The 14,567-nt window shown below is 72.0% G+C and carries 13 protein-coding genes; 4 read left to right on the forward strand and 9 right to left on the reverse strand.

The window, feature by feature from the left end; translation table 11 throughout:
- Positions 1-35: 35 nt before the first annotated feature.
- Positions 36-326, forward strand: coding sequence for an MGMT family protein (locus tag DI005_RS34615; protein ID WP_112276066.1), 291 nt, complete (start codon positions 36-38; stop codon positions 324-326).
- A gap of 13 nt (positions 327-339) precedes the next feature.
- The gene (locus tag DI005_RS34620) at positions 340-1,188 is read left to right on the forward strand and encodes a siderophore-interacting protein (protein ID WP_113644879.1); all 849 of its coding nucleotides are present in this window, start codon (positions 340-342) and stop codon (positions 1,186-1,188) included.
- A gap of 99 nt (positions 1,189-1,287) precedes the next feature.
- Here the strand turns inward: DI005_RS34620 and DI005_RS34625 are convergent, their stop codons facing one another.
- Both DI005_RS34625 and DI005_RS34630 read right to left on the reverse strand, forming a co-directional pair.
- Positions 1,288-2,094 (reverse strand): uroporphyrinogen-III synthase, encoded by an 807-nt coding sequence (locus tag DI005_RS34625; protein ID WP_113644880.1) that lies wholly within the window; start codon positions 2,092-2,094, stop codon positions 1,288-1,290.
- The gene (locus DI005_RS34630) at positions 2,087-3,052 is read right to left on the reverse strand and encodes a YafY family protein (RefSeq protein ID WP_112276060.1); all 966 of its coding nucleotides are present in this window, start codon (positions 3,050-3,052) and stop codon (positions 2,087-2,089) included. Before DI005_RS34630 ends, DI005_RS34625 begins: the two co-directional genes overlap by 8 nt.
- A 61-nt stretch (positions 3,053-3,113) precedes the next feature.
- On the opposite strand from DI005_RS34630, the gene DI005_RS34635 reads away from it, so the two are divergent.
- Positions 3,114-3,515 (forward strand): DUF3224 domain-containing protein, encoded by a 402-nt coding sequence (locus tag DI005_RS34635; RefSeq protein WP_113644881.1) that lies wholly within the window; start codon positions 3,114-3,116, stop codon positions 3,513-3,515.
- A 9-nt stretch (positions 3,516-3,524) separates the two neighbouring features.
- Positions 3,525-4,643 carry a DNA glycosylase AlkZ-like family protein gene (locus DI005_RS34640; protein WP_113644882.1) on the forward strand — a complete coding sequence of 373 codons (1,119 nt, stop codon included), beginning with the start codon at positions 3,525-3,527 and terminating at the stop codon, positions 4,641-4,643.
- 75 nt (positions 4,644-4,718) lie between these two features.
- Here the strand turns inward: DI005_RS34640 and DI005_RS34645 are convergent, their stop codons facing one another.
- From DI005_RS34645 to DI005_RS34675, 7 genes are all read right to left on the reverse strand, one after another.
- The gene (locus tag DI005_RS34645) at positions 4,719-5,393 is read right to left on the reverse strand and encodes a sirohydrochlorin chelatase (RefSeq protein ID WP_113644883.1); all 675 of its coding nucleotides are present in this window, start codon (positions 5,391-5,393) and stop codon (positions 4,719-4,721) included.
- Entirely contained in the window at positions 5,390-6,508 is a 1,119-nt protein-coding gene (locus DI005_RS34650) for a uroporphyrinogen-III synthase (protein WP_112276052.1), read from the reverse strand. The genes DI005_RS34645 and DI005_RS34650 overlap by 4 nt, the downstream gene beginning before the upstream one ends.
- Positions 6,505-6,849: a nitrite reductase small subunit NirD gene (gene nirD, locus DI005_RS34655; RefSeq protein WP_113644884.1), complete on the reverse strand. Its 345-nt coding sequence runs from the start codon at positions 6,847-6,849 to the stop codon at positions 6,505-6,507. Before nirD ends, DI005_RS34650 begins: the two co-directional genes overlap by 4 nt.
- Complete coding sequence (nirB, locus tag DI005_RS34660; RefSeq protein ID WP_113644885.1) at positions 6,846-9,365, reverse strand: nitrite reductase large subunit NirB; 2,520 nt, start codon at positions 9,363-9,365, stop codon at positions 6,846-6,848. Before nirB ends, nirD begins: the two co-directional genes overlap by 4 nt.
- A gap of 127 nt (positions 9,366-9,492) precedes the next feature.
- The gene (locus DI005_RS34665; RefSeq protein ID WP_113644886.1) at positions 9,493-10,860 is read right to left on the reverse strand and encodes a NarK/NasA family nitrate transporter; all 1,368 of its coding nucleotides are present in this window, start codon (positions 10,858-10,860) and stop codon (positions 9,493-9,495) included.
- Between the two features lie 138 nt (positions 10,861-10,998).
- Positions 10,999-12,444 carry an FAD-dependent oxidoreductase gene (locus DI005_RS34670; protein ID WP_112276044.1) on the reverse strand — a complete coding sequence of 482 codons (1,446 nt, stop codon included), beginning with the start codon at positions 12,442-12,444 and terminating at the stop codon, positions 10,999-11,001.
- Positions 12,441-14,531 carry a molybdopterin oxidoreductase family protein gene (locus tag DI005_RS34675; protein ID WP_113644887.1) on the reverse strand — a complete coding sequence of 697 codons (2,091 nt, stop codon included), beginning with the start codon at positions 14,529-14,531 and terminating at the stop codon, positions 12,441-12,443. The genes DI005_RS34670 and DI005_RS34675 overlap by 4 nt, the downstream gene beginning before the upstream one ends.
- Between the last annotated feature and the right edge of the window lie 36 nt (positions 14,532-14,567).

Genomic DNA, 14,567 nt, shown 5'->3' on the forward strand with positions numbered 1-14,567 from the left:
ACAGTTGACCAGGGAATTTGCCTAGAGTGTGCACTATGGACGAGGAGCTGCACGAGCGCGTGCGGGAGGTCGTGGCGGCGATCCCGCCCGGCTCGGTGTCGACCTACGGCGACGTCGCCGCGGCGGCGGGCGCGAACACCCCTCGGCTGGTGGGGCGCATCCTCTCCGAGGACGGGCACGATCTCCCCTGGCACCGGGTACTGCGCGCGAACGGCACTCCCGCGCCGCACCTGGTGCACCGGCAGCTGGAGCTGCTGCGCGCGGAGGGCGTGCTCGCCGACGGGCAGCGGATCGATCTCAAGAGGTACCGCTGGCGCCAGTCGTAGGTTAGCCTGCCTAATGACGACGGCCGCGCCTCAGCTGACCTACCGCTCGCTCCAGGTGACCGCGATCCGACGGCTCACCCCGCACATGGCCCGGATCACCTTCACCGGCGAACTGGACGGCTTCCTGAGCGTGGCGCCGGACCAGTACGTCAAGGTCTTCTTCCCGCTGCCCGGCGAGGACCGGCCGCAGCTGCCGCCGCCCGTGTCCTCGGACGTCACCTCGTGGTACCGCACCTACCTCGCGATGCCCGACGGCGTCCGCCCGCCGATGCGGACCTACACGGTGCGGGCGCACCGGCCCGAGGCACGGGAGATCGACATCGACTTCGTGCTGCACGGCGACAGCGGTCCGGCGTCGGCGTGGGCCGAGCGGGCAGTGGTCGGCGGCCAGGTCGCGCTGCTGGGTCCGCACGGCCTCTACTCGGTGCCGGAGGGCACGTCGTGGCAGCTGCTCGTCGGCGACGAGACGGCTGTGCCCGCGATCGGCGCGATCGTCGAGGCGCTGCCGTCGGGGTCGGCGGCGCGGGTGTTCATCGAGGTCGGCGACCCGAGCGACCGGCAGGACTTCACCACCGAGGCCGACGTGGAGATCAACTGGGTCACCCGCGACGGCTCCCCGCACGGTCAGCCCGTGCTCGACGCCGTGCGCACCGCGACGTTGCCCCCAGGGCGGCCGTACGCATGGGTGTCGGGCGAGGCGGGCATGGTCAAGTTCGCGCGACGGCACCTCGTGCGCGAACGGGGTGTCGACAAGCGGGCCATCACGTTTACGGGCTACTGGCGGATCGGTCGCAGCGAGGAGGACACCGGCCGGGAGAGCCTGCGGCAGATCGACTCCGGCGCTGCTCCCGAGGAGGATTAGACCGCCGTCGGCCTTCGGGAACGCAGAACTCGCGGGCTGGAGCGGGGGACTCGCGGGCTGGAGCGGGGGACTCGCGGGCTGGAGCGGGGGACTCGCGGGTCAGCGGGCCAGTTCGGCCACCAGCAGCTTGACGAGGGCGCCCAGGCGCTGACGTTCGGGCTGCAGGGTCGCCACGTCGAGCGCCGTCAAGGGCGCGGCCGTCACCGGGCCGACGCAGGCGCACACGACGTCCTTGCCGAGCCTGGCCACGAACTCGTCGTGCACACCCAGTTCGCGCGCCAGCGCGAGGAGGTTCGCCGTCGCGGGCGCGCTGGTGAACGCCAGCGCGTCGACCTCCCCCGCCAGCACGCCGTCGATCAGGCGGTGCGCGGGTGTGAGATCGGCGGGCCACTGCCAGCGGTACGGCTGCAGCTCGGTCACCTCGGCGCCCGCCTCGCGCAGCGAGTCGGTGAACTCCGGCAACGGCTGACCATGCAGCTGTACGGCCACCCGCTTGCCGTGCACGCCCTGCTCCAGCACGTGCTCGAAGAGCTCTCGGTTGCTCTCGCCGGGCGCCGACCACTGCTCGGTGAGTCCCCGCCCGCGCACCGCGCCCTTCGCCTTCGGGCCGCGCACGTAGACCTTCGCCCGCGACAAGGTGCCGTGCAGTCGCTCGGCGAGACCCCACTGCTCCGCGGCGGAGAACCAGCCGCGGAACCCAGCGCCCGTCGTCACCGCCGCGAAGTCGACGTCCGCGGCCAGCACGGCCTCCGTCGCGGCCCGGAGCCGCTCATCGCCGGAGAGCGGGACGATGCTGATCGTCGGCGCGTGCCACACCGTCGCACCGTGGCGCTCCAGCGCGCCGATGAACTCCTCCGCACGCCGCTCAGCGGTGATGCCGATGGTCACTCCGCCCAGCTCACCCATACAGCGCACCCATCCTCGCCACCGCTTCGGCCACCTGTTTCCGGAGGTCGGCGGGCTCGAGCACCTCCAGCTCGGCACCGAAGTGCAGCAGCTCGCCGAGTGCGGGGGCGCCCGGTTCGACCGGCAGCTCCACGCGCGACCATCCGTCCTCGTCGGGCTCGCCGCCGCTCTCGCGCAACGCCCGCGCGCCGACGGCTCCCAGGTAGAACGGTACGAGGTCGCGTCCGAGCGGCGAAAGCCGCACCACGGCAACTCTGGGAAACATCCTGCGCTCGAACTGCTCCGACCACTGCCGCCAGTACCCGGCGAGGTCGAAGCCGTCGGGCCGGACGAAACCGCCGTCGTCGGCCAGCTCGTCGATCCGGGAGACGCGGTAGGTCCGTTCGCTGCCGTCGCACCGCGCCGCGAGGTACCAGTTGCCCGCCTTGAGCACGAGCCCGAGCGGTTCGAGGACCCGCTCGACCACGCTGTCGTCCCACCGCCGGTAGGTCACCTTCAGCCGCCGGGAGCGCCACACGGCGTCAGCGACCTCTTCGAGCCGGTCGAGCCGCTCGATGCCACGGTGCCAGCCGGGAACGTCGAGGTAGAAGCGCTCGGCGACCTGGCCGGCGCGCGTACGCAGCTCCTCCGGCAACGCGGCGTAGAGCTTGAGCTGAGCCGCGGCGAGCACCGTGCCGAGCCCCAGTTCCGCCGCGGCGACCGGCAGTCCGGCCAGCGCCAGCGACCTGGCCTCCTCCTCACTCAGCCCCGTCAACCGCGTGCGGTAACCGCCGACGAGCCGGTAGCCGCCGGAGCGGCCGCGGTCGGCGTACACGGGCACGCCGGCCTCGGCGAGCGCCTCGATGTCGCGGTACACGGTGCGCACCGAGACCTCCAGCTCGCTCGCCAGCTCGTCGGCCGTCATCCGGCCCCGGTTCTGCAACAGCAGCAGCACCGACAACAACCTGCTCGCCCGCATGCCACAAGTCTCTCGCCAATACCTGACAGAGGATGACAGTCATGGCTGTGAAAGTGGGCCCATGAACGAGAACACCTTCACGATGAAGAGCTGGGACGAGCAGGTCGTGAGCGGTCCCGAGGACGGGCCCCGCTACGCGCACGCCCACGCGACGTTCGCCTACACCGGCGTCATCGAGGGCACGTCGAGCTGCGACTACCTGCTCTACTACGCCACGCCGGGCTACGACGACGGCAACGGGCAGGCCGCGCCGGGCTACGAGCGGATCGAGGGCAGCGTCGCGGGCCGCAAGGGCAGCTTCCTCGTCCGGCACGACGTACGTTACGGAGCGGACGGCATCTCCGACACGTGGTCCGTTGTGCCAGGTTCGGGCACCGGCAAGCTGGCCGGGCTCTCCGGCACGGGCACGGCGAGCGGCAACTCGGAGACCGTCGACTACACCTTCGACTACACGCTCGGCTGAGGAGAGACGATGCTGGAGGTCGATCGCAGGCAGGTCCTCGCCTACCGGATCGCCGCGCACGGCCTGCACCGCGACGCGCGCGACGCGGCCGAGCTGGCGGTGTTCGACCTCGGCGTGCAGGACGTCACGAAGCGCGACACGGCCGTGCTCGCGCTCGTGGCCCGCCTTCCGGCCGGGGCGGAAACGCTGCTCGACGACACGCGGTTCACTCTCGGCTGGACCTATCGCGGCGCCCCGCACTACCACCGCTCCGAAGAGTTCCGCGCACTGATCCCGGCGCTCGTGCCCCTGGACGACGCCGACGCCGAGGCGCGGATGCTGTGGCAGCGCAAGGAGGTCGTGGCCGCTGGGATGCCTGCGAAGGACGTGCTGCTGACGGCGGCCAAGGCGCTGCGCGACGTGGTGGACCGTCCGATGACCAAGGGCTCTGCGAGCACCGAGGTCACCAAGCGCATCCCCGAGGGTTTCAGCCGGTGGTGCCGGGCCTGCCAGGCCACGCACATCCACGAGCAGCTGATGCGGCTGGCGACACCGCTCGCGGGGCTGCGGCTGGAACCGGGCACGAGCCCGGCCACCCTCGCGCCGCTGGCGAAGCGGCCGCGGATCCCGGCGAAGGCCGACGTCGCGGGAGCGACCCGCCTCGTGGAGACCTACCTGCGCCTGCACGGTCCGGCGACGGCCGCCGACGCGGCCGGCTTCGTCGGAACCACGCGCAAGACGGTCGCCGAGCGGCTGTGGCCGTCCGACCTGGCGGAGGTGAAGGTGGCCGGGCGCACGGCGTACCTGCCCGCCGCGCACGTGGCGGAGCTGGAGAACCCGCCGGAACCGGGCGTGGTGCGGCTGCTGCCGCCGTGGGACCCGCTGCTCCAGGCACGGGACCGCGCGATCCTGGTGCCGGACAAGGCGCACCAGAAAGAACTGTGGAAGATCCTCGGCAACCCCGGCGCGCTGCTGGCCGACGGGGAGATCGCGGGCTTCTGGCGGACGAAGTCGGCGGGCAAGCGCCTTGAGTTCACACTCACCGAACTGTGGGCACTGACCAGGGCCCAGCGCGCCGAGGCGGAGGCGGAAGCCGAACGCGTGGCCGCCGCCCGCGCCTACGCCACCCCGCGCATCACCTGGACGTGACCCCTCCCAACTGGCCCCCAAGGCCACCTTTGTTGCGTTGAACGCAACAAAGGTGGCCTTGGGGGAAGGTTGGGGCTACGCGGCTCGGCGCTCGCGGAGGGCTTCTCGGTAGCGGCGGAGCACCAGGGCGGCGACTGCGGGGTGGGCGCCCAACGGCTCGGCGGTGACGTCCGCGGCCGCGTCGGTCACCCTACGCTGGAACAGGCCGGGCGCCAGCAGCCACGACGCCACCGCGACCCGCCTGCCCTCGCTGTGAGCCGCCGCGACGACCTCGGCCACCGAGGGGCGAGCCGTCGCCGCGTAGCCGACGCGCACGGGGGTGCGCAGCCGTCCGGCAAGGGAGTGCGCCGCCGTGGCGACGTCGCCGCGTGCCCGTTCGTCGCTGGAGCCCGCCGCCGCGAGCACCACCGCGTCGCCGGGCCGACGGCCCGCCTGCCGCAACCGGTCCGTCAGCGCGTCGAGCAGCTCGGGTGCGGGGCCGAACGCCTCGGCCACCACGACGTCGCCGTTGCGGCTGGCCGCGACCTGCGCCGGGATGTCCACGCACACGTGGTACCCGGCGGCGAGGAAGGCCGGTACGACCACCGCGGGTCCGCGCACGGAGTCGAGCACCGTCGTCACGTCGGGCTGCCGGACGTCGGCGTAGGCGATCTCCACCTCGGCGCCCCGCGAGCGCACCAGAGCGGCCAGTTCCTCCGTCACCTTCGATCCCGCCGGGTCACGGGTGCCGTGCGCGACCAGTACGATCACGCCGACTCCCCCTCGGCGACGACGGCGAGGCGGTAACCGCGCTTGACGACCGTCTGCACGAGCCTGCCCTCGCCGAGCGACGTGCGCAGTCTGCCGATCGCGGTCTCCACCGCGTGCTCCTCTCCTCCGCTGGGCAGTGCGGCCGTCAGCTCGCGCCGGGACACGACCCGGCCCGGCTGCCGCGCGAGCGCGCGCAGCACGGCCATGGGCGCGGGAGCCACCTCGCACAGCTGACCGTCGACGACGGCGGCCTGTCCGCGCAGCTCGATCTGCCTGCCCGCGGCACACAGCCGGGGCGAGCGGGCGATCAGCGCCTCCGAGAGTGTGCGCGCGAGCGCACCGATCCTGGCCCGCTGCGGTTGCACGGTCGGGATGCCCAGCGCCGCGAGGGGTCCCGCGGTGATCGGGCCGACGCACGCCACGAGCACGCGACGCGTGAGCGCGTCGACGAGCGCAGGCTGCCGCCCGGTCCGCTTCGCCATCGCGAGCATGCTCGCCGCGGCCGGCGCGCTGGTGAACGGCAGCGCGTCTACGGAGCCGTCCAGCACCGCGTCGATGAGCCGGTCGAGCGGACCCGGATCGGTGGGGCCGACCCAGCGGTACACCGGGATCTCCACCACTTCCGCGCCCGCCGAGCGCAGCGAGTCCACGAAGTGCGGCAGCGGCTCACCGTGCAGCTGCACCGCGATCCGCTGACCGTCCACACCGGAGTCGAGCAGGTGCTGCAGCAGCTCCGCGTTGCTCTCCGACGCCGGGGAGTACGCCTCCGAGAGCCCCGCCGCCCGCACCGCGCCCTTCGCCTTCGGGCCGCGCGTCAGCACGTTCGTCGAGGCGAGCCGGTCGAGTAGCGCCTCGCCGAGGCCCCAGCCCTCCGCGGCCTCGATCCAGCCGCGGAAGCCGATACCGGTGGTCGCCACCACGGCATCCACGGGCTCTTCGAGCAGCAGCCTGGTCGCCGCGTGCAGCTCGGTGTCGTCAGCCAGCGGCACGATCCGGATCGCAGGGCCGTAGCGCACGGTGGCGCCCTTGCGCACCAGCAACGCGCCGAGCTCGTCGGCGCGCCTCGCGGCCGTGATGCCGATCGCGAACCCGGCCAACGGCATCACGTCGGTCACGGCGAGCCCACGTGCACGACACCGTCGACGACGCGCACCGGGTAGGTGGCGACGCGCACGGTCTCGTCGTCGAGACACCGGCCCGTGCGCAGCTCGAACTGCTGCTTGTAGATCGGCGAGGCCACCACGGGGAGGCCGCCCGCGTCGCCGACGATTCCCCGCGACAGCACGGCCGCGCCACTGAAAGGGTCCAGATTGGACAGTCCGTAGAACTCGTCGTCCCAGGTGCGGAAGATCGCCACCTGTTCGCCGTTCTCGAGCAGGGCGGCCACCCCGTACGCCCGCAGCACGGCGTCGGCACGGCACACGGCCACCCAGGTCCGCTCGGCCGTCGCGGTCATCGGCTCACCACCTCCGGAACTCCCAGCAGCACGGGCACCTTCTGCTCACGTTCGGTACGGAAGGAGATCGTCGGGTCCGGCGTGCCGGGCGCGTTGACGAAGGACGTGAACCGCGCGAGCTTCTCCGGGTCCTCCAGTACGCCCTTCCACTCGTCGCGGTAGCTCGCCACGTGTTCGGCCATCGCCTCCTCCAGCTCGGCGCAGATGCCGAGGCTGTCGTCGACGATCACCGCACGCAGGTGGTCGAGCCCGCCCTTCATCTCCTCCACCCAAGGCGCCGTGCGCTGCAGCCGGTCGGCCGTGCGCACGTAGAACATCAGGAACCGGTCGATGATCTTGATCAGCGTCTCCGTGTCCACATCGGATACGAGCAGGTCTGCGTGCCGCGGGATCGCTCCCCCGTTGCCGCCGACGTAGAGGTTCCAGCCCTGCTCGGTGGCGATGATGCCGAAGTCCTTGCTCCTGGCCTCGGCGCACTCGCGGGCGCAGCCGGACACGGCGGACTTGAGCTTGTGCGGTGAACGCAGGCCCCGGTAGCGCAGCTCCAGCTCCACGGCGAGGCCGACGCTGTCCTGCTGGCCGTAACGGCACCACGTGGTGCCGACGCACGACTTCACCGTGCGCAGCGCCTTGCCGTACGCGTGGCCCGACTCGAACCCGGCGTCGACGAGCCTGCGCCAGATGAGCGGCAGCTGGTCGACGGTGGCACCGAACAGGTCGATGCGCTGCCCGCCGGTGATCTTGGTGTAGAGCCCGAACTCCTTGGCGACCTCGCCGATCACGATGAGCTTGTCGGGGGTGATCTCGCCGCCGGGGATGCGCGGCACCACCGAGTAGGTGCCGTTGCGCTGCATGTTGGCGAGGAACTTGTCGTTGGTGTCCTGCAGCGTCGCCTGCTCGCCGCCGAGGATGTGCCCGTTGCCGAGCGTGGCGAGGATCGAGGCGACCGCGGGCTTGCAGATCGCGCAGCCCTTGCCCTTGCCGTGCCTGGCGATCAGCTCGGAGAACGTGGTGACGCGCGTGGCGCGGACGATCTCGAACAGCTCGGCGCGCGACTGCGGGAAGTGCTCGCACACGGCCTTGGACTGCTCGACGCCGCAGGAGTCGAGCAGCTTGCCCAGCATCGGCACGCACGAGCCGCACGAGGTGCCCGCGCGCGTACACGCCTTGATCTTCGCAACGCTGTCGCAGCCCTCCTCGGTGACGGCGTGGACGATCGCGCCCTTGGTGACCGCGTTGCACGAGCAGATCTGCGCGTCGCCGGGCAGCGCGTCGACGCCGACCGCGGGGTCGCCGCCACCGGCGGGGGCGATCAGCGCGGCGGGCTCGGCGGGCAGCTTGTTGCCGACGAGCGGGCGCAGCAGGTTGTACTCGCTCGCGTCACCGACGAGCACGCCGCCGAGCAGGGTGCCTGCGTCGTCGGAGACCACGAGCTTCTTGTAGGAGCCGCTGACGGCGTCGTTGAACACCACTTCCAGCGCGCCCTCGGTGGTGGCGTGCGCGTCGCCGAAGCTGGCCACGTCGACGCCCATCAGCTTGAGCTTGGTGGAGGTGTCGGCGCCGGGGAACGAAGCCTCCTTGCCGAGCAGCGTCGCCGCGGCGACCTCGGCCATCGAGTAGCCGGGCGCGACCAGTCCGTACACCCGGCCCTCCAGCGCCGCGCACTCCCCGATCGCGAAGACGTCGGGGTCGCTCGTCCGGCACGTGGCGTCCACGAGCACGCCGCCCCGCTCGCCGACGTCGAGGCCGCACGCGCGGGCCAGGTCGTCGCGCGGGCGGACACCGGCGGAGAACACGAGCAGGTCGATGTCGAGCTCGGTGCCGTTGCCGAGCTTGGCGACGAGCCTGCCGTGGTCGGCCTCGATCGCGTCGGTCGACGTGCCGGTGTGCACGGTGACGTCGAGGTCGGTGATGAGCCTGCGCAGCAGGCTGCCGCCGCCGTCGTCGACCTGCAGCGGCATGAGCCGGGGCGCCATCTCCACGACGTGCGGGGAGAGGCCCATGTCGCGCAGCGCCTTCGCGGCCTCCAGCCCGAGCAGGCCGCCGCCGACCACCGCGGCGGCGGGCCTGCCGCGGCCGTGCCTTGCCCGCTCGACGGCGTCCCGGATGTCGTCCAGGTCCTCGATGGTGCGGTAGACGAAGCAGCCGGGCAGGTCGTGCCCCGGCACCGGCGGCACGAACGGCCGCGACCCGGTCGCCAGCACCAGCGCGTCGTATGGCTGCACGTGCCCGGTCGCGGTCGTGACGCGCTTCGCCTCGCGGTCGACCGCGACCACCGGGTCGCCGAGGCGCAGTTCGACGTTGTCGTCACCGGCGTAGGTGGAGCCGGGCAGCGCCAGTTCCTCGGGGTCCCAGTTGTCTACATAGGACGTCAGCGCGACCCGGTCGTAGGCGGGGCGGGCCTCCTCCCCGAGCACGACGATCCGCCACGTCCCGTCGACGTCGTCGGAGCGGACGGCCTCCACCAGCCGGTGAGCCACCATTCCGTGCCCGACGACAACCAACGTTCGACTCATAGACCAACCTCCGTAGAACTGCCCTCAATGCTCGCCAGTGCGCGTATCCCCGGCGCTTCCGCGACGTTGCGGCGCTGTTACCAAAAACTCCCTTCGCAGGTCAGAACCCGTGCATGGGGCGAAAAGGTCAGATACCGGCGCCCGCGAGCGCTGCCTTCCTCTCCTCGGTGGTGCGCACGATCGGCCCGCGCAGGTACACGGCCCACGTGGTGAGGAAGCACAGCCCGTAGAAGACGAGGAAGGCCACGAACGCGGGGACCCCGCTGCCGGTGCTCGTGAACGCGGAGCGGAAGGCCAGGTTGATGAACAGGCCGCCGAGCGCGCCGACGGCACCCGCGATCCCGATGAGCGCACCGGAGAGCCTGCGGGCTCTCGGCATCGCCGCCTCCCTGGCCTCACCCTCGGCCACGGCCGCGAGTGCCTTGGTGCGGAAGAGCGCCGGGATCATCTTGTAGGTGGAGCCGTTGCCGATGCCGGAGAACACGAAGAGGCCGATGAACCCGGTCATGAACAACGCCAGTGAGTCCCCATTGGACGCCACGATGCACAGCACCGTGCCCACGGCCATACCGAGGAACGTCCAGAGCGTCACCTTCGCGCCGCCGAGCTTGTCGGCGAGCCAGCCGCCGACCGGGCGGATCACCGAGCCGAGCAGCGCGCCGATGAACGTCACCTGCGCGGCCTGCAGCGGGCTGCGGTCGAACTGGTTCTGCAGCACGAGACCGAAGGCGAAGCTGTAGCCGATGAACGAGCCGAAGGTGCCGATGTAGAGGAAGGACATGACGTACGAGTGCTTGTCCTTCAGCACCTCGCGCATCGCGTTGCCTTCCTTCTTGACGTCGGCGATGTTGTCCATGAACAGCGCGGCGCACGTCATCGCTACGACGATCAGCGGGAGGTAGATGTAGAAGATGATCTGCGGGGCCGAGGCGCCGGCGGTGCTGATCACGATCAGGCCGACGACCTGGATCGCGGCGACACCGAGGTTGCCGCCACCCGCGTTGAGGCCCAGCGCGGTGCCCTTGAGCCGCTCGGGGAAGAACGAGTTGATGTTCGTCATCGACGAGGCGAAGTTGCCGCCGCCGACGCCGCCGATCGCCGCGATGACCATGAAGACCCACAGGGGTGTGCCCGGCTCCATCGCGATCGCGGCGAGAACCGTCGGCAGCAGCAGCATTCCCGCACTGATGATCGTCCAGTTTCGACCGCCGAACTTCGCCACGGCGAGCGTGTACGGAATACGCAGGAGCCCGCCGACGAGCGAGGGCGTTGACACGAGCAGGAACTTGTCGGCGGGCGAGAGCCCGTACTCGGGGCCCATGAACAGCACCAGCACCGACCACAGTGTCCAGATCGAGAACCCGATGTGCTCTGCGAAGATCGAGAACCAGAGATTGCGGTTCGCGACCTTCCTGCCGCCGTTCTCCCAGAACTCGGTGTCCTCGGGATCCCAGTGCTGGATCCACCGTTTGCCGGTGTGCGTCGCAGCGGACATGGTGTCACTCCTCTTCGTCGGGCGGGCCCGTGTTGAGCGCAGAACCTAGGCGGGGCCCGTTTCACGAACCGGCGTCACGTGGTCGCGTCGTTGCTAACTTCTCCTCACCGCAGGCGATCCCCGCTGTGAGGACCGGGTCTACGCGGTGCTCGCGAGCCAGTCGGCGATGCCGCACACCGCGTCCTCGCAGCTGCCGCATCCGGTACTGGCTCTCGTCGCCGCCGCGAGCTCGGCGACGCTCGACGCACCGGCCCGCCACGCGTCGACGAGCTGTCCCTTGCTCACCGAGTTGCACCGGCACACCACCGCAGAGGCGGGCAGATCGGCCGGGCTCGCCGCGTTCGGCGCACCGGAGGGCAGGGCACGGCCGAGCAGCAGCGCGAGCCGGTCGCTCGGCGCGGGCAATCCGCGGTCGTAGAGCTGCGTGATGGTGGCCGCCGCGTCGGGAACTCCGAGCACGATGGCACCGGCGACGCGGTCGTCGCGCAGCACGAGCTTGGCGTAGCGGCCGCGCGCGGGATCGTCAAGGCACAGCACCTCGGCACCGTCGTCCCCGGTCCCGGCCTGGGTCTCGCCGAGCGCGGCGAGGTCGACGCCGCGGGCCTTGAGCCGCGTCACCACCGGCGTGCCCCGGTAGCGGGCCGCCGTGTCGGCGCCGGTGAGCAGGTCGGCCAGCACGTCGGCCTGCTCCCACGCGGGCTGTACGAGCCCGGAAACCGTGCCGGGATGCTGGGCGCAGTCACCGATCGCGTGGATCCGCCCGTCGCTCGTGCGGAGCGCGTCGTCCACGAGCACCCCCCGGTCCACGGCGATCCCGGCCCCGGCGGCGAGCTCGGTCTCGGCGCGCACCCCGGCGGACACCACCACCAGGTCCGCGGGCACATGGCTGCCGTCGTCGAGCTTCAAGCCGTCACCGGGCACGTACTTGGCGGCGAACCGGCCGAGCCGGAAGTCGATGCCAAAGTCACCGAGCGTCCTCGCGAGCACGCGGCCCGCGCCCGCGTCGAGCTGGCGTTCCATCACGTGATCGGCCGGATGAACCACGGTGACGAGGTTTCCGCGTCCGGCGAGGCCCCTCGCGGCCTCCAGCCCGAGCAGCCCGCCACCGAGCACCGCGACCGGCGCGCCGACGGCCGCGGCCTCGAGGATGCGCTCGCAGTCGGTGAGCGAGCGGAACGCGACGGCGCCCTCGGCGAGCTCGCCGTCCTCCCCGGTCAGGCCCTCGACCGGCGGCAGCCACGGCTTGCTGCCGGTGGCGAGCACGAGCGCGTCGTACTCGACGCTCGTGCCGTCGGTCAGCGTTACTGTCCGCGCGGCGCGGTCGAGCTCGCGTGCCTGGACACCGAGCCGCAGGTCGATGCCGTGCCTCGCCGCCCACTCCTCGTCGTGCAGGCGAACGCTCTCCGGCCGCATCGTGCCACCGACCACGGCCGAGAGCAGCACCCGGTTGTACGCATGGTGCGGCTCGTCGCCGATCACGGTCAGCCGCACGCGCTCACCCCGTGGATCGCGGCGGCGGATCTCGTCGGCGAGCCGCGCCCCGGCCATCCCGTAACCGAGCACGACCACGCTGCGCGGGCTCATTCGGCACCATCCTCTTTGGTCAGTCGGACCGCGCAGACCTTGAACTCGGGCATCCTGCTCGTGGGGTCGAGCGCTGGGTTGGTGAGCAGGTTCGCGCGCTGGGCTCCGGGGAAGTGGAAGGGCAGGAACACGACGTCCTGGCGCATCGAGCCGACGCAGCGGACCCGCGCGGTGGTGCCGCCCCTGCGCGAGGTGACGCGCGCGAGGTCGCCGTGGGCCAGTCCGGCGCGCTCGGCGGTGTCCGGGTGCACCTCGACGTAGACCTCGGGCACCGTGTCGTTCAGCTCGGCGACCAGCCGCGTCTGCGCGCCGGACTGGTAGTGCTGGAGCACGCGGCCCGTGGTGGCGAGCAGGCGGAAGCCGGCGTCCGGCGGTTCGGCGGGACCGGTGTGCTCGACGGGCTCGAACCGCGCCCTGCCGTCCGGGTGGGCGAAGGCGTCGAGGAACATGCGCGGCGTGCCGGGGTGTCTCTCGTCCGGCACGGGCCAGTACAGCGCCTCGCCGTCGCGGAGCCGTTCGTAGCTGATGCCGGAGTAGTCGGCGGGACCACCGGCGGAGGCGGCGCGCAGCTCGGTGAACACGGTCTCGGCGTCGGTGGGGAACCGTTCGGCGGGCTGGCCGAGCCGCTCGGCGAGCCCGGCCAGGACGTCGAGATCGGTCCGCACGCCCTCAGGCGGGTCGACCGCCTTGCGCCGCAACAGGATCCGGCCCTCGAGGTTGGTCATGGTGCCGTCCTCCTCGGCCCATTGGGTCACCGGCAGCACCACGTCGGCGAGCGCGGAGGTCTCCGAAAGGACGAGGTCGGCGGTCACGAGGAGGTCCAAACGGGACAGCCGCTCGGCGACCCGCGCCGAGTCCGGCGCGGAGACCACCACGTTGCTGCCGAACACGAGCAGGGCCCTTGGCCCACCCTCGGTGCCGAGCGCGTCGAGCAGCTCGAAGGCGGAGCGACCCGGCCCGGGCAGCGACTCGGCGGGCACGCCCCACACCGAGGCGACGTGCTCGCGTGCGGCCGGGTCGGTGATCTTGCGGTAACCGGGCAGCTGGTCGGCCTTCTGGCCGTGCTCGCGCCCGCCCTGGCCGTTGCCCTGCCCGGTGAGGCACCCGTAACCGGAGCCCGGGCGGCCGGGCAGGCCCAGCGCGAGCGCGAGGTTGATCCACGCGCTGACCGTGGCGACGCCGGTGGCGTGCTGCTCGGCGCCGCGGGCGGTGAGCACGTAGGCGTTGCGGGCACGGGCGAGCAGCGCGGCGACGCGGCGCTGGTCGGCGGCCGCGACACCGGTGACGCGCTCGACCTGCTCGGGCCAGTACCCGGCGACAATGCGCCACACGGCGTCGAACCCGCTCGTGCGGTCCTCCACATAGGACTGGTCGAGCAGCCCGTCGGCCACCACGGCGTGCAGGATGCCGAGCGCGAGCGCGAGGTCGGTGCCCGGTGCGGGCGCGAGGTGCAGATCGGCCTGCTCGGCCGTCGGCGTGCGGCGCGGGTCGACCACCACGAGACCGCCCTTGGCGTTGGCGCCGCGCAGGTGCTGAACGAAGGGCGGCATGGTCTCGGCCGGATTGGCGCCGACGAGCACGATCGCGTCGGCGTCGGCGAGGTCGGTGACGGGGAACGGCAGGCCGCGGTCGAGGCCGAACGCTTTCATCCCGGCCGCCGCGGCGGAGGACATGCAGAACCGGCCGTTGTAGTCCATCTGGGACGTGCCGAGCGCGACGCGGGCGAACTTGCCGAGAAGGTAGCTCTTCTCGTTGGTGAGCCCGCCGCCGCCGAAGACGGCGACGGAGTCGGCCCCGTGCTCGGCCCGAAGCTCCTGGAGCCTGCTGGCGATGAGGTCCAGCGCGGCGTCCCAGCTCGCGGGGCGCAGCTCGCCGTCGGTGCGGACGAGCGGCGTGGTCAGGCGCGCGGGCGAGCGCAGCAGCGCGGGCGAGGTCCACCCCTTCTGGCACAGCCCGCCCGCGTTGGTTGGGAACTGGCGGGGCGTGACGTCGGCCTCGGGGCTGAGGGTCATGCCGCACTGGAGTGCACAGTAGGGACAGTGGGTGGCTACGGCGGTCGTAGTCGTCGGCTCGGCCGTCAGCGTCAACGGGCACCTCCTGCTGCTCGCTGGCAGTCCCTGACG

This window comes from Prauserella sp. PE36, from assembly GCF_003311655.1.
Lineage (GTDB): Bacteria > Actinomycetota > Actinomycetes > Mycobacteriales > Pseudonocardiaceae > Prauserella_A > Prauserella_A endophytica.

What these genes read in the sequence shown, in the direction of transcription:
- DI005_RS34615 (WP_112276066.1), top strand. Translation starts at nt 36, where the DNA reads ATGGACGAGGAGCTGCACGAGCGCGTGCGGGAGGTCGTGGCGGCGATC.
- DI005_RS34620 (WP_113644879.1), top strand. Translation starts at nt 340, where the DNA reads ATGACGACGGCCGCGCCTCAGCTGACCTACCGCTCGCTCCAGGTGACC.
- DI005_RS34625 (WP_113644880.1), bottom strand. Translation starts at nt 2,094, where the DNA reads ATGGGTGAGCTGGGCGGAGTGACCATCGGCATCACCGCTGAGCGGCGT.
- DI005_RS34630 (WP_112276060.1), bottom strand. Translation starts at nt 3,052, where the DNA reads ATGCGGGCGAGCAGGTTGTTGTCGGTGCTGCTGCTGTTGCAGAACCGG.
- DI005_RS34635 (WP_113644881.1), top strand. Translation starts at nt 3,114, where the DNA reads ATGAACGAGAACACCTTCACGATGAAGAGCTGGGACGAGCAGGTCGTG.
- DI005_RS34640 (WP_113644882.1), top strand. Translation starts at nt 3,525, where the DNA reads ATGCTGGAGGTCGATCGCAGGCAGGTCCTCGCCTACCGGATCGCCGCG.
- nirD (WP_113644884.1), bottom strand. Translation starts at nt 6,849, where the DNA reads ATGACCGCGACGGCCGAGCGGACCTGGGTGGCCGTGTGCCGTGCCGAC.
- nirB (WP_113644885.1), bottom strand. Translation starts at nt 9,365, where the DNA reads ATGAGTCGAACGTTGGTTGTCGTCGGGCACGGAATGGTGGCTCACCGG.
- DI005_RS34665 (WP_113644886.1), bottom strand. Translation starts at nt 10,860, where the DNA reads ATGTCCGCTGCGACGCACACCGGCAAACGGTGGATCCAGCACTGGGAT.
- DI005_RS34670 (WP_112276044.1), bottom strand. Translation starts at nt 12,444, where the DNA reads ATGAGCCCGCGCAGCGTGGTCGTGCTCGGTTACGGGATGGCCGGGGCG.